Origin of the sequence: Advenella sp., from assembly GCF_052108595.1 — a bacterium.
In the GTDB taxonomy this organism is placed as follows: domain Bacteria; phylum Pseudomonadota; class Gammaproteobacteria; order Burkholderiales; family Burkholderiaceae_B; genus Advenella.
In genome coordinates this window covers 42,324-57,321 of the sequence record NZ_JBQEAU010000011.1, presented here as the reverse complement: position 1 = coordinate 57,321, position 14,998 = coordinate 42,324, and the positions used below count along the sequence as shown (strand labels likewise).

Sequence of the window (14,998 nt, the reverse complement as noted above, 5' to 3'; positions counted from 1 at the left end):
CTTGTATAGTGCATCACGTATTTTTTCTGGCTCATCGGAACCCGCGCGCTCGATCGCCTGCATCAGTATGTTCATGGCGTTGTAGCCTGACGCATCGTACTTACCCGGGAGCTGCTTGTACTCTTTCTGGTAGCTTTCGACAAACCCGGCATTGCGCTCGCCCTTCATATTGGAAACATAAGGTACCGCAGCATAAATGCCTTCCGATGCTTCGCCGGTCAAACCGATAAAATCGGCGGTCGCCCATGAGCCGACGCCAAACACTTTGGTTTCAATACCGAATTCTTTGAGCTGTTTGACCAGGATGGAGCCATCCTGCGTTTCGGCCGCCACGAATACACCGTCAGGTTTAAGTGCTCGCAGTTTGGTCAACAGCGTATAAAAATCGGTCGTTCCATGATCGAAGTATTCCTTCATGACAGATTTGACGCCCAACGCGTTCAGATCCTTTTCGAAATCTTCCACACCGCCGCGCCCCCAGTCATCATTGACGCCGATATATGCCACTGTTTTGAGTTGTAGATCGTCAGCCAGTATCTTGCTAAACGTCCTGGCCATCAATCTGTCGGTTTCTGCTGAGCGGAAAAAATATTTCATGCCTTTATCAGTCAGGTCTGCCTTGGAAGAGACGCCCGATAACAGCGGTATTTTGTATTTTTCGGCAACCGACATGACCGCGGCGGTGGCCGAGCTACAGAACGCCCCGGCAAGCACAGGCACTTTATTGCGCTGAATTAGCTTTTCCGCTGCATTGACCGAGTTTGCCGGCTGGCACTGGCCGTCCTCTATTTGCAATTGAACCTGGCGCTCCTTGATGCCGCCTTGCGCGTTGCGTTGCGCAACGGCAAGCTTGGCGCCTTTCACATAGGCCTGCCCGTTATAGGCAACCGAGCCGGTCAACGGCTGGATCACGCCGATCTTGATAGGCTCGGCAGGTTCCGCAGCAACCGCCGCACCGCTGACAAGCATTAATCCACTGATACATAATGTGAGATATTTCATAAAGCACTCCAACAATAATGGCTGGCGATTGCGCACAAACGCATTCCCGGATTCGATTCGAAGGGATCGGATGAATAAATAATTAAACACTCAATTAATTATTAAGGTACAACGAGCGCTATCACAGATGCAATAAGGGAAAACGTTAATAAATGTTTAGCCAGCTGGCGTACTGCCGCTTCCAGCATTCCTATGTGCGATATCAGGGCACGGCTGCGTAGCCCTGATCCGGGCTTTTTGTTTTTCCCATCGGCCCGTATGGGGCAATGGCCTTGTCCGGTGGTCGGTCGCTCCGGCGCAGTTCAGAAGCATTACGGTCTAGGATGAAGGCTCATTGCATAACCATTCAATCTGCGCAGCCTTGGCTGCTTTGACCGTATATGCACTAAAATCTGTCTGTTCGCCACGCCGTGGCGGCGACCAGTTCGCGCCCGGATAACCTTGTTAATGATCAACTGAGATGTTTGCGTCGTTCCAATTCGGCTGGCGAAGGGTTCTCGGCAGCGAACGAGCCCGTTTCGATATTGCCGGCGCGCGCATAGTGGTTGACAATGACACCGCTATCGGACGCCTGCGTGCTTAACAAGTCAAATGCCGCCGGCTGCGCCCCTTCTGCAAACAGCCTTTTGCCTTTGCCTAGAACCAGCGGAAATATCATGATATACATTTCATCGACCAGATCATGTGCGTGCAGGGTTTGCAGAAAATCTGTAGACCCCTGAGTAAGCAGATCCGGCCCGTCCTGTTCTTTCAGTTTGCGCACAGCCGCCACCGCATCAGAGCCCAGCACCTGGCTGTTCTGCCAGTCCGGCCTGAAATTTTCATTACGTGTAGCAACGTATTTTTCTATCTGGTCGAACAATGCGCCTAACGGCTCTTCCGGGCCAACATACGGCCAATGGGCAGCAAAAATATCATAGGTTTTTCGCCCAAGCAGCAAATCAAATGGACGGGCGAAGATTTCTCCGACCTTGACACCCAGTGATTCATCAAAATAGGGAATCAGCCAGCCGCCATACCGGAATCCGCCCACCGGGTCTTCCTGCGGACCGCCCGGTGCCTGCATGACCCCGTCCACACTCACAAATGCGCCAACAATGACTTTTCTCATCAACGTTCTCCTTTGCTGATATCGACCAACGCAGTAATTTCAGTTGAAATGCAAATGCCCGGCTACGATAGTAAAGTATATATCTGGCGCCAGCCGACCGACAGCCGCTGGGCTGATTGCGTCGCCGGGCATTCGCCGTCCTGTCTCGCAGCACGGGCCGACGCTCAGCCTGATGCTGCTATTGCCGATGGTACTATCAATACCATCAATGCTCGCGCAAAGCGCCAATCTGCGCAGCCGTGATATCCCCTGGCAAACCTCCCCAGGTAGTACGGGTGTAATTGACCAGCTCGGCCATCTGCTGATCGTTCAGCTTGCGGGCAAACCCAGGCATGCTTTGCATGTTGCCGTCGCCGGGGAACGCCTGCTCGGGCAGACCATCAAGAATCGACGCGATCAGGTTGGTGCCATCGGCCTGACGGATCGTTGCATTGCCTGCCATCGCCGGCGCGACATTCGGTTTGCCTTCGCCGGAGATACCGTGACAGCCAGCACAAAGATTCAGGTACTGCACTCTCCCCTGATCGCCGCCTGGTGTCAATTGCGCCACTTTGGGTGGCGGTGGTTTATCACCCATCAGATACGTAGTCATGGCCTTCATATCGTCTTTTGTCAGATACTGCGTGCTAAGGGCCACCACCATATGCATCTCGCTGAAGGCAGAGCCTTGCGGGGCGGTGCCGGTAGCCAGAAATTGCCCCAGGTCATCGGGAGTCCAGCCTCGCTCTGCCAATGCGGTCGGCGTGATGTCCGCTGCCTTGAAGCGCCCCAGGGTGCCCCCTTTGAGTGATTGGGCCAGATCCATCTGGCCGAACATGCCGCGTGGCGTATGACATTCGGCGCAGTGCCCCATCACATCTGTCAGATAGCGCCCCCGCACCCATAATTCGGAGTCCCCTGAAGAGACAGCCGGCAGCGGATCCTTGTTCTGAAACAGCAGGTTCCAGCCGATCATCAGAAAGCGTTGATTAAACGGAAACGGCAGGTCATTCTGGGGCGTTGGCACCTCGATGGCCGGTCTGGTCATCAGATAGGCATAGATATCATCCAGGTCCTGATCACTCATCATGTAATAAGAGTTGTACGGCATCGCCGGATACAGATGCCGCCCGCCAGGCGTTATACCTTCCCTGACTGCGCGGTAAAAGTCTTCCCGGGTCCAGCGACCAATACCATAGTCGGCCGAGGGCGTGATGTTGCTCCCATGCACGGTCCCAAAGGGTGTTTCCATGGGAAAGCCGCCGGCAAACAGGCCACCGCCTTCAACGGTATGACAGGCGGCGCAGTCTGCCGCCCTGGCAGCATAGCGTCCGCGCTCGATCTGTTCATCCGTGGCCGAAACCTTCTGAACGGGGTTATCATTACTGCGATTTTCACGCCACCACAAGATCGCAACAATTATCAGCAACACAACTGCAATCAGAAACAGGGCCGGAAGATAGCGTCTTTTAGCCATTATTTGTCTCCCTGATCAGGCCTGGCGTCTTAAGGACCAGGTCACGCACCGCTTCATAGTAGCGGACATAGCCCGTGCAACGACATATGTGATTATTCATTGCCTTGAGGATCGCGTTTTCCAGCTCATCCCTGGCAATGGGGTTGCGCTTGAGCCCTTCAATGAACACCGTCGCGGCGTTCACAAACCCTGGCGTGCAGTAGCCACACTGGAAGCTGTAGTGATCCATAAAGGCCTGTTGCACGGGCGACGGGACTTCTTCGCCCTGGTCATTGAGCGCAGCATGCCCTTCCACGGTACGGATCGCCTTGCCATCGAAATAATGGGCTCCGGTGATACAGGTTCGCGTCTCCTGGCTACTGCCGTCGGGCTGGTCTTCAATAACGACGCAGGCATGACAAACACCCTGACCACACCCAAGACGTGAGCCAGTCAGGTTCACGTATTCATGCAGGAAGTCGATCATCATCATGCCTTCGGCAATATCGAGCGGACCCTGTTTCTTTCCGTTGATGGTCAACGTAATCGGTCTGGTGGTGATTTTCATTGAAAGACCCCTTTGATGTTTTCAGCGCGGACCGGCAGATGGCGAAAATAATGTCCGCTGGCATGTGCAATCGCATTGATTACAGCAGCAACCACCGGGATCATCACGACTTCGGCCATGCCCTTGGGCGGATCGGTCTCGGACAAGGGGGGAAGAATATCGCCCGTCTGCTGCCATACGGCAACATCGCTTGCTCGTGGCACTTGATAGCGATTGAAATTCCAGGTGCCGTCGCCAGGTCCGTCTTCATACAAAGGCAGATATTCGTGCAGCGCGTGCCCGATACCCATGGCGATGCCGCCCTGCAATTGGCCAGACACCAACTCTGGCACGATCAGATTGCCGCACTCCATGAAAGAGTGATGATTCAGAATCTCGACCTTGCCCGTCCCCGTATCAACTGACAGCTCTACCAATGTACCAACGGCACTGTAGTAGGTCACTGCTGCGTTGTTGCGTTGCATCGGAGGATAGTAGACACGGTCGCGGGCAATCGCCTGGTAAGCACTCTCGCTGCCCGTGCGCAGCGCCAGTCCGTCAACAGGCAGACGCAGCGGGCTGGCATTCACCGTAAAGTCAGCTTGGGCCCACTGCCAGCGGTTGAAACTGTGCACAACCACCCCGGTGACCAGGCCCATCTCATGCGCCTTTTTCGCCAATGTGGCAAAGGGCAGGATTTGCATGCCCGCGGCAGTGAGTCCGCCGGGGACCCAACGTGCATCTTCCCTGCGAACAACCAGCGGGGCAGCCTGGCCACCTCCTATGCCGGACTTCCAGACCGCCAGTGCGGCAGGCCACAGGCTCTGCTCGAAAAGCAGTCGCGATGCTTCCCTGGTGGTATGCGAGAAATAGAACGCTGAATTGCTGGCACTGGACGGAGAACAGTATGACGGCGTCCAGAAGGGATCGGCAGATAGTCTGTCCTGGTCCTCCTGCGGCATCATATAAGGATCTGCCGTTGCGACCATGGGCAGCATGTCCCAGTCCGTGACCGAAAAGTGTGATTCATCAGCCGGCTTACCCATCCATTGGGCACAGACGACTGCCTGCGAGGTGGTCATGCCGGTACCCATTTCCGCACCGCTGTGGTGGAGCACCAGCCGGCCGTCGGCCGAGAACTCCACCCGCGCAAATGAGGTCTCGGCGCCCGTGCCGAAGTCTTTCTGCACACAGGCAAAGCCAACGCCATAGCGTTTGCCAGGGTGTTTTGTTTCAAATTCGGTCTTGCGTTTGTTTCGAGCCGTCCAGATGTCGTGCTTTGCCGCCAGCTCCAGAATTTCATCGGCACGGACGGCGCCCGCCGGAATCGCGCCCTGCGTGTTTTTCATGCCGGACTTGAGCACATTGCGTTTGCGAAAATCGATGGGGTCCAGATTGAGTCTGGCCGCCATTTCATCCATCATCATTTCTGTCGCAGCCATACTCTGCAATGTACCGTAGCCTCGGGCAGAACCGGCGTCAACGGCGCGCGTGGCCACACCCACGGCGGCAAAGTCGCTTTTGGGAAGATAGTAAATGGATTGGGCTGCAGTTGCCGCCACCATCACGACAGACGGCGTGAAATTGCGCCGCCCTCCGCCGTTGCCGGTCATATACCCGCGAAAAATATCAATTTTCCCGGTTTCCTTGTTTACCGTCATCGAATATGAAATATCGAATGCGTGACGTTTGATCGACGTCTGAAACTGTTCATACCGGTCATTGGCCAGGCGTACCGGATGACCATCACCATATATGGCCACCATGGTGCCGACAAAAGGAAAACTGCTGTGATCCTTTGAGCCGTATCCCACGGTATAACAGGGGTGCAGGACCAACCGCCTGATCGGCGTATTCATTTTGGCAAGCATTTTGGGGATTTCTTCGGCCAGCTCCGGGGGCGACTGCGTCGGAATAACCATATGCAGTGTCTGGCTGGCCTGGTCAAACCAGCCATTGGTGTTATCGGCCTCCATGGCAGCAGTATCGATCGATTGCGAGAAATAGTCTGCCGACAGCACTTCGATTTCGTCTGTTGGATTCTTTATTTCACTGTCCATCTGCTGCGCGTGGTACATCCCCTCTTCGTCCAGCTTGCCACCTTCACGTCCTTGCGGCCAGACTGGCAGCCGCTTGCGCAGGCCGGCCGGAAAAATGGGCATGTCCTTCAAGCTGGAAAAAGTATCTTCATCATAGGGCGAAGCGCCGCCGACACGGACAAACCGGAACGTGCCCCAGGGGTCGCGCTCCAGCGGGCCGGTTTGCCGGCCATAGCGAATGGCATCCGCATGAAATTGAACGGCATTTTTGGCAAAGCGGAATCGGGCAAAATCGTGATAGATCAGCACCGCCACAGCCTGTCCCAGATAGGCTGGCGTCTTGCCGACCGGCAGCAGCATGTCGTCTCCGTAAAACTCAGGGAACGCAAGGCCGTCGCGGGCCAGGTCCTCGGCCGTCACAAGGCGATCAGGCTTGAACTCGTCCCCGAGACGGGACAGGTCAATACCTTCAAAAATACGGTCGGCCAAGGTGGTGCGAAGAATGAAGGCATGCGCCTGTTTTTGCGGCCAGTGTGGCATATCCGCGGCGCGAATGTCGTAGGCAAAGACCTTTTTACCCAGCGCCTTGGACTGGGCGTCAATGCGGTGACGGATTCTTTTTGTATTGGAATCCCAGATCGGGGCGTCCAGGATTTTCTCTTCGAACAGTGCATTGTATGCGTTGCTGTTGAGCGGCGCCAGATACACGGTAATACCTGCAACCACAGTTTTCTTCAGAAAAAATCGTCTTGACCGATTAAGCTGACTCATAGATTTGCCTTTCCAATGATTGAAGCGTGCTTTTGAACCAGTTGAAATATTGCAGCGCCCGCTAGTTTTGCCATTACACTGCACATGATGACAAACCCGTAATTGTTTTTATCGATTCTATCCGATCGACTGAATGTAGTATATTGATCCTGTTCTCAGTTGAACTGTTCTGGGAGCTACGTTATCACAATATTACGGAGACAACACCTATGAAATTCGCTCCTATGCGTATTATCAATGCGCTCGGCATGAGCGTTGCACTGGCTTTTTCAGCCAGCGCGCTGGCCGCCGACAAACCCATTGTCATCAAATTTAGCCACGTCGTGGCCGCCAACACGCCCAAGGGACAGGGTGCCCAGAAGTTCAAAGAAGTGGCCGAAAAACTGCTACCAGGCAAAGTCCAGGTCCAGGTATTTCCCAATTCACAATTGTTTGGCGATGGCAAAGAACTGGAAGCCCTGCTGCTGGGCGATGTCCAGCTGATCGCCCCGTCACTGTCAAAATTTGACCGTTACACCAAAAAGGTCCAGCTGTTTGACTTGCCGTTCCTGTTCGACGACATGGCTGCCGTAGATCGCTTCCAGCAGAGCGACAAAGGCAAAGAGTTGCTGGACTCCATGAAGGATCGTGGGCTACAAGGGCTTGCGTACTGGCATAACGGCATGAAAGAGCTGTCCACCAACAAGGCGCAACTGCAGCGTCCCGACGACGTCAAAGGGTTGAAGTTCCGCATCCAGGCATCCGACGTGCTTGAGGCGCAGTTCCGGGCACTGGGCGCCAATCCTCAGAAACTGGCTTTCAGCGAGGTATACCAGGCGTTGCAAACCGGCGTGGTTGATGGTCAGGAAAACACCTGGTCCAACATCTACTCGCAAAAGTTTCATGAAGTGCAGAAAACTATTGCCGAGACTAACCACGGCGTGATCGACTACATGGTCGTCACCAACGCAAAATGGTGGGATGGCCTGCCCGAAGATATTCGTGCCGGTCTGGAAAAAGCCATGGCTGAGGCGACCACATTTGCCAATGGCAAGGCTGCCGAGCTGAACGAACAGGACAAGCAGCGCATCATTGATGCCAAAAAAGCCCAGGTGGTACAACTGTCCAAGGAAGACGTAGCCGTCTGGCGCACAGCCATGGAACCGGTATGGAAGAAATTTGAAGCCGATATTGGTGCCGATCTGATCAAGGCGGCCCAGGAAGCCAATCAGTAAATTGTATTTTCTTTTACGCTGACCGCTTGCCCGCCCGACATTCGGGCTGGCAGTGGTTGCATGGATAATTGTATGACCGACAGGCTTTTACGGGTTCAAAAAGGAGTATCACAAATGAACGCTAACTGGTTTCATCGGCTTGAGGAAGGACTGATCGCCTTTCTGCTGGCCGCCATGACGCTGATTACCTTCGCTCAGGTCATAGCGCGCTACGTATTCAACTACAGTTTTACCTGGGCGCTTGAACTGGCTATGTTCATCTTCGGTGGACTGATCTTTCTGGGCCTGTCCTATGGCGTGCGGATCAAGGCGCACATTGGGGTCGATGCGCTGGTCAAGGCCCTGCCTAAAAAGGCCGCACGCGTCACCGGCATTGCGGCCTGCGTACTGTGCCTGATCTATACCGTGATCGTGTTCTACGGCGCCTGGATTTACGTGGACAAAATGTACACCATCGGCATTCTTGCCCAGGATATGCCCGTTCCTCAGTGGATCCCGCGACTGGTGTTGCCGGTAGGTTTCGCACTTTTATTCATACGTTTTGCTGAAATTCTGCTCGAGATGCTGCGGGGTCGCCGCGCCCAGCTACTTGGCGATGAAGCCGAGGAAGCGCTCAAGCACGCAAGTGATGACACCTCTATGATCGACCAGGAGGTCAAATGACTACCGTCGCTCTATTCATCATGCTGTTCGTGTTCATGTTCATGGGCACGCCGGTTGCGGTTGCATTGGGTCTGTCCTCACTGCTGACCATCCTGTTCTTCGGCACAGATTCCCTGGCCTCGCTGTCGCTTAAAATGTACGAGACGTCCGAACACTTTACGCTCATGGCTATCCCGTTCTTCGTATTGGCAGGCGCATTCATGACAACCGGCGGCGTAGCCAAGCGCATGATCCGCTTTGCGGTCGCTACGGTCGGGCATTTCCATGGCGGCCTGGCTATCGCATCTGTCATGGCCTGCTGCCTTTTTGCGGCGGTCTCCGGCTCTTCCCCAGCCACCGTGGTTGCGGTGGGCTCTATTGTGATTGCCGGCATGGTTCGCTCTGGTTATCCAAAACCCTTCGCCGCAGGCGTGGTGTGCAATGCCGGCACACTGGGCATTCTGATTCCGCCCTCTATTGTGCTGGTGGTTTACGGGGCCGCAACCGAAACGTCGGTCGGCGCGCTTTTTATGGCAGGCGTGATACCGGGCATTGCATTGGGCATATTGCTCATGACAGCAATCTACATTGTGGCCAGAATCAAGAACTATCCCCGTCAGCCCCGGGCAAGCGTCAGTGAAGTGCTCGCAGCAGGCCGTGATTCGTTCTGGGGGCTGGCGTTGGTGTTCATTATTCTGGGCGGTATCTACGGCGGTGTATTTACGCCAACCGAGGCCGCCGCCGTTTCTGCAGTTTATGCGTTCCTGGTGGCCGTCTTTGTTTATCGCGACATCGGATTGCGTCAGGTTCCCAAAGTCCTTATTGATGCAGCCAAAGTCACGATCATGCTGATGTTCATTATTGTGAATGCATTGTTGTTTGCCCATGTGCTGACCACAGAACGTATCCCGCAGATCATCGCGGAACAGATCATTGCGTGGGACATGCAAGCATGGCAATTTCTGATTGTCGTCAATATTCTGCTACTGGTTGCCGGCATGTTCATGGAACCTACTGGCATTATTCTGATTCTCGCTCCAATCCTGTTTCCGATTGCCACGCAGCTTGGTATTGATCCGGTTCACCTGGGCATCATCATGGTCGTCAACCTGGAAATTGGGATGGTCACCCCTCCGATCGGGTTGAATCTTTTCGTTACCGCAGGGATCACCAAGATGTCTATTGGTCAGGTCATGCGGGCCGCCTCGCCTTGGCTGATCCTGTTACTGGGGTTTCTGGCTATCGTTACCTATGTTCCTGCCATTTCCTTGTGGCTGCCGCAGCTATTGGGATAGCGAAATATTGATGAAGTAACGAAATACTGATCTGCCGTTTCCGTTAAAAAGACAGGCGCACCGCCTGTCTTTTTTTCGCTACCGTTATCACTATGTCAATTGGAAAGTGTATGCTATCGGCATGGATTCTCTGACTGCTGCTTGCGCACGTATGTTGGCTGCTGGCGATGTGCTCAATGCCCTGAAGCTGGTTGCGCTGCGCGATGATCCGCCCGCACTCGCCTTGCGTGGCGTTGCCATGGCACGCCTGGGCGACTATGCGCGAGCCCGCGAGCTGCTCGAACAGGCGGCCCGTAAGTTCGGTGCCCATGAACCGGTGCAACGAGCACGCTGCATCGTTGCCTGCGCGGAAGTGGCCTTGGCCATGCGCCAGCTCGATAACCCGCTGCAAGCGCTTACCGCTGCGCTGACCACCCTGCAGGCGCGCAATGACCATGCCAACGCCCTGCAGGCCAGGCTTATCATGGCGCGCCGCTTTCTGTTGCTCGGCCGCCTTCAGGACGCATCGGCAACCGTCTGCGATCTTGATACGAACGGCGTACCCGCCTCTTTAGCAGCTGTGGCCGAACTGGTTCAGGCCGAGCTTGCACTGCGTTCATTGCATATGGAACGCGCGCATACCGCGTTGCGCCGGGCGCAGGCAGCGGCCGACCAGGCGAGTATTCCTGCGCTTCAGGCCGAAGTAACAGCAATGCAAAAAATCCTTCTGCGTCCGGCCGCGCGCCTGCTCACAGCCCATGATGACAAGCCGTTAACGCTTGCAGAGGTTGCCACCCTGTTCTCATCGACGACACTGGTGGTCGATGGTTGCCGCCGTGGCATCAGCGTTGATGGTACATGGCTACCACTGGCACGGCGGCCCATTCTGTTTGAACTGATTCGTGCGCTTGCCAGCGCCTGGCCTGGTGATGTTTCGCGACAATCGTTGATCGCAGCGGTCTTTCGACTACGCCATCCCGATGAATCACATCGTGCACGATTGCGGGTAGAAATGGGGCGACTGCGCAAGCTGGTCAGCCCGATAGCGCAGATCGAAGCAACCCCCAACGGATATGCGCTGGTGCCGTTGGACAACCGAAGCACAGTCGTGCTGGCTCCACCCATTGACAGTGATGCAGCGGCATTGTTGGCGCTGCTGGCCGATGGTGCGCCCTGGTCCACCTCTGCTCTTGCGCTGGCATTAGGCGCCAGCCAGCGCACAGTACAGCGGGCACTGGCCGACCTTCAAACCAGCGGCCAGGTCCATGCAGTGGGAAAATCCCGTGTACGACGCTGGGTATCCTCGTCTCTGGCCGGTTTCACGACAATATTGTTACTCCCCTCTGTTCTCGCGTTGAAATAGAATGTCCTTAACGTACCACTTTGCGGTACGGAAACGGGAGACAGACATGAAGCAATCAGCAAACACAGACATAGCCGCGGCAACCTCCAGCCTCGCGCAAATCGTGCAGGAATATGGGCCCTTTGCAGATGCCGATACCATTCACGGCGTGACCTTTGACGGACACCACGTCTGGGCCGCCACCGGATCCAGCCTGCTTGAGTTCGATCCGGCGCAGCACCAGATCACACGCAAACTGGCGTGCACCTGCGATGCAGGCACGGCATTTGACGGCACCTATCTATATCAGATAACCGGCGAGCATATCAACAAAATTGATCCGACCGACGGCAACGTACTGGCGACAATCCCGGCGCCTGGTCACGGCAATGATTCCGGCCTGGCATGGGCCGAGGGCAGTCTGTGGGTAGGTCAGTATCGCAATCGCACTATCGTTCAGATCAACCCTGAAACCGGCGCCGTCATCCGCACCATCGTGTCCGATCGTTTCGTCACCGGCGTGACCTGGGTCGACAGCGAGCTCTGGCACGGCACATGGGAGGCAGATGAAAGCGACATACGCCGAATTGATCCCGACAGTGGCGCAGTGCTGGAGCAACTGGTCATGCCGGCAGGTACCGGCGTCAGCGGGCTTGAGTCTGACGGCGCCGATCTTTTCTACTGCGGAGGCGGCGCCAGCGGAAAAGTGCGCGCCGTACGACGCCCAAAATAATTGCATTATCCAGAATGACTCGACGAGTCAGGGAGCACATAATGAATATGTCATATTCAGAAACTACAGCCGATCGCCATGCGGTGGTCACTCATGATGAATGGGTCGCCGCCCGCAAGCAATTGCTGGCGCGTGAGCGGGAGCTGACTCACCTGCGTGACCGTATCGCAAGCGATCGCCGCGCCTTGCCATGGGAACAGGTCGATAAGAATTACCTTTTCGATACGCCCGATGGGCCAAGAACATTGTCTGCCCTGTTTGGCAACCACCGTCAATTGATCGTGCAGCATTTCATGTTCGGGCCAGACTGGGAGCAGGGTTGTAAAAGCTGTTCCTACATGGCCGATCACACCGACGGCATGACAGTGCATCTGGCGCAACGCGATACCGCATTCGTGGCCGTCTCACGCGCGTCGCTGGCGACAATTGAACGCTTCCGCCAGCGGATGGGATGGCAGTTTAACTGGGTCTCGTCCAACGATACTGATTTCAACTACGATTACGGCGTCAGTTTCCTGCCCGAACAACACACTACTGGGAAAGTTCACTACAACTACTGCGACCAGTATTTCCCGCAAGCAGAGGCCCCCGGTATCAGCGTATTTTATAAAGATGACAACAATAATATTTTTCATACCTATTCCACATACAGCCGGGGCGTGGAAGTGATGATGGGCGCCTACAGCCTGATGGATCTGACTCCCATCGGCAGAAACGAGCGCGATGTGCCCAACAAAATGGAATGGGTTCGCCACCATGACCGCTACGACGTATCCGAAACGGGCACGGCGTCATGCTGTCACAGAGCGACATGAGTCAAAGCAGGAGGCGGATATGCAAGACCTTTGGCCATGGCTGGCAGTCGCCGGGGCGGGCGCGCTGCATGGTGTAAATCCGGCCTCCGGCTGGCTCTTTGCCGCAGCGCTGGCCTGCCATGACAAGAAGCAGGCAATACGTGCCTTGATCCCGATTGCAATCGGTCATATGGTCTCGCTAGGATTGGTGGCGACCACGGTTGTGTACGGGCTGCTCATGCACCGCGTCGTACTGGCGATTGTGGTCGGCCTGTTGCTTGTAGCCGGCGGCATACATTGCATTGGCAGAAAAGCGCTGCCAATGCTGGCGACACCGTCAAGCCACGCAGGGCTGGCGCTCTGGTCACTTATTGTGTCAACCGTACATGGTACGGGGTTGATGCTGGTGCCGGCCTTTATTCCGCTTTGCATCACAGGATCGCCCGCTGGCCAAATCACTGCCAGCGGCTCTATCCTGCTCGCATTCGCCGTTACAGGCATACATATGACGGCAATGCTGATTACCACAGGTGTCATGGCTATCCATGGCCGCAAAGGGTTGCAAGCAGGCGCGACCCTATGGCGCAAATATCGGTACTTCCGGCTGACGCCATAGCTGCGTAGCCATCAGGCTATTATGCCATCGCCGTGCGCTTGCGATCGATTGCGTTTTCGTTGATTGGCAGGTTCATCAGCGTTGCAAACACGCTCAGGGCGATGGCAAGATACCAGACCACGTCATAACTGCCATAGATGTCATACAGCTTGCCGCCCAGCCACACGCCAAGGAACGAGCCTATCTGGTGACTGAAAAAGACAAAGCCGCCCAGCATGGAAAAGTGTCGAACGCCAAAGATCTGGGCAATGATCGCATTAGTGGCGGGCACCGTAGACAGCCACAGGAACCCCATGACGGCAGAGAAAATATAAACACTGGTCGCTGAAATGGGCGCAACCAGAAACAGGATGATGGCCACCCCGCGCGCCGAGTAGATAAAGGCCAGCAAATAACGCTTGGGCCACACCTGACCAAGAGAGCCCACCAGATACGTGCCGAACACATTGAACAGGCCGATCAGCGCCAGTGCATAGCTGGCCACTTCGGCGCTCAGCCCTTCATCTTTCAGGTAGCTAGGCATGTGAACGCCAATGAAGACCACCTGAAAACCACAAACGAAATAACCCAGCACCAGCAGACGGAAACTTGGATAGGCAAATGCTTCACGGATGGCCTGGATAATGCCCTGTTGGCTAGCCATGGGGGATGCCGGCGACTGTCCCGCGGCGGTGACATCCATATTTTTTTCACGCAGCCCGAAAGCCAGCGGCACGATCATCAGCACCGCACAGCTTAGAACGACCAGCGCTTGTTGCCAGCCGAAGGAATTGATGAGTATGTTCTCTGTCGGCAGCATCAGGAACTGACCGAAAGAGCCTGCTGCCGCTGCCACGCCCATGGCCCACGAGCGGCGACTGACGGGAATATTACGCCCGATGACCCCGAAGATAACCGCATAGGTCGTGCCGGCTTGCGCCATTCCAAGCAGAACACCAGTGGTCAGCGTAAACGTAAGCGGTGAAGTGGTGTAGGCCATCCCCAGCAGACCCAGCGCATACAGAATGGCACCTGCAATAATGACTTTAAATGCCCCGAAGCGATCCGCCAGCATGCCGGCAAACACACCCGTGATTCCCCAAACCAGGTTCTGAATGGCGATGGCAAATGAAAAGGTCTCGCGCCCCCAGTCATTAGCCTGGATGACAGGCTGCATCCAGAGACCGAAGCCGTGCCGCACGCCCATGGAGAAGGTGACGATCATGCCCCCGCAGATTAGAATTTGCCATGCAGAAAGCGGTCGGGTTTGCGCGGGAGCCGAAGACATAATGTGCCTGTTGCCAGAGTTTTCAGTGAAATAGATTATATACACAATCTATTGGTGGGTTCAATGAATATCATCATATCAGCAGACCTCGCCCCATTTGATGTAATTTGTGTATGTTTTGCAGCACAGTACACCCGTTTGCAGTTTTATAAATAGCGGCTTCATGTAATCTATTACAATGTTGCCAAGTCGAGCGTATTGATCACTACCA

General features: G+C 55.2%; 13 protein-coding genes. 7 read left to right on the top strand and 6 right to left on the bottom strand.

Annotated elements, in window-relative coordinates; all coding sequences use genetic code 11:
- The 5 genes from ACTIKR_RS03640 to ACTIKR_RS03620 form a co-directional block, all read right to left on the bottom strand.
- Nucleotides 1–1,002: ABC transporter substrate-binding protein (locus ACTIKR_RS03640; protein ID WP_442327173.1), on the bottom strand; the 1,002-nt coding region annotated here is incomplete at its 3' end.
- 451 nt (nucleotides 1,003–1,453) lie between these two features.
- Complete coding sequence (locus tag ACTIKR_RS03635) at nucleotides 1,454–2,113, bottom strand: dihydrofolate reductase family protein (protein ID WP_442327172.1); 660 nt, start codon at nucleotides 2,111–2,113, stop codon at nucleotides 1,454–1,456.
- A 205-nt stretch (nucleotides 2,114–2,318) separates the two neighbouring features.
- A complete protein-coding gene (locus tag ACTIKR_RS03630; RefSeq protein ID WP_193088076.1) occupies nucleotides 2,319–3,569 on the bottom strand; it encodes a c-type cytochrome in 1,251 nt (416 codons plus the stop codon).
- Complete coding sequence (locus ACTIKR_RS03625; RefSeq protein WP_193088075.1) at nucleotides 3,562–4,116, bottom strand: (2Fe-2S)-binding protein; 555 nt, start codon at nucleotides 4,114–4,116, stop codon at nucleotides 3,562–3,564. Before ACTIKR_RS03625 ends, ACTIKR_RS03630 begins: the two co-directional genes overlap by 8 nt.
- Nucleotides 4,113–6,905: a xanthine dehydrogenase family protein molybdopterin-binding subunit gene (locus ACTIKR_RS03620; RefSeq protein ID WP_193088074.1), complete on the bottom strand. Its 2,793-nt coding sequence runs from the start codon at nucleotides 6,903–6,905 to the stop codon at nucleotides 4,113–4,115. Before ACTIKR_RS03620 ends, ACTIKR_RS03625 begins: the two co-directional genes overlap by 4 nt.
- Nucleotides 6,906–7,114: 209 nt before the next feature.
- Here ACTIKR_RS03620 and ACTIKR_RS03615 point away from each other — a divergent pair, with 209 nt between their 5' ends.
- The 7 genes from ACTIKR_RS03615 (at nucleotide 7,115) to ACTIKR_RS03585 (ending at nucleotide 13,520) form a co-directional block, all read left to right on the top strand.
- Nucleotides 7,115–8,119, top strand: coding sequence for a TRAP transporter substrate-binding protein (locus tag ACTIKR_RS03615; protein WP_193088073.1), 1,005 nt, complete (start codon nucleotides 7,115–7,117; stop codon nucleotides 8,117–8,119).
- A gap of 114 nt (nucleotides 8,120–8,233) precedes the next feature.
- A complete protein-coding gene (locus tag ACTIKR_RS03610) occupies nucleotides 8,234–8,782 on the top strand; it encodes a TRAP transporter small permease (RefSeq protein ID WP_193088072.1) in 549 nt (182 codons plus the stop codon).
- On the top strand, nucleotides 8,779–10,056 hold the full coding sequence (locus tag ACTIKR_RS03605; RefSeq protein WP_193088071.1) for a TRAP transporter large permease: 1,278 nt from the start codon (nucleotides 8,779–8,781) through the stop codon (nucleotides 10,054–10,056). Before ACTIKR_RS03610 ends, ACTIKR_RS03605 begins: the two co-directional genes overlap by 4 nt.
- Before the next feature lie 121 nt (nucleotides 10,057–10,177).
- Nucleotides 10,178–11,398, top strand: coding sequence for a helix-turn-helix domain-containing protein (locus ACTIKR_RS03600; protein WP_193088070.1), 1,221 nt, complete (start codon nucleotides 10,178–10,180; stop codon nucleotides 11,396–11,398).
- 46 nt (nucleotides 11,399–11,444) lie between these two features.
- Nucleotides 11,445–12,110, top strand: coding sequence for a hypothetical protein (locus tag ACTIKR_RS03595; RefSeq protein ID WP_193088069.1), 666 nt, complete (start codon nucleotides 11,445–11,447; stop codon nucleotides 12,108–12,110).
- Nucleotides 12,111–12,151: 41 nt separating this feature from the next.
- Nucleotides 12,152–12,925, top strand: coding sequence for a DUF899 domain-containing protein (locus ACTIKR_RS03590; RefSeq protein ID WP_193088068.1), 774 nt, complete (start codon nucleotides 12,152–12,154; stop codon nucleotides 12,923–12,925).
- 19 nt (nucleotides 12,926–12,944) lie between these two features.
- Nucleotides 12,945–13,520 (top strand): hypothetical protein, encoded by a 576-nt coding sequence (locus ACTIKR_RS03585; RefSeq protein ID WP_193088067.1) that lies wholly within the window; start codon nucleotides 12,945–12,947, stop codon nucleotides 13,518–13,520.
- A 19-nt stretch (nucleotides 13,521–13,539) separates the two neighbouring features.
- Here ACTIKR_RS03585 and ACTIKR_RS03580 read toward each other — a convergent pair whose 3' ends face one another.
- Nucleotides 13,540–14,787 carry an MFS transporter gene (locus ACTIKR_RS03580; RefSeq protein WP_193088066.1) on the bottom strand — a complete coding sequence of 416 codons (1,248 nt, stop codon included), beginning with the start codon at nucleotides 14,785–14,787 and terminating at the stop codon, nucleotides 13,540–13,542.
- Between the last annotated feature and the right edge of the window lie 211 nt (nucleotides 14,788–14,998).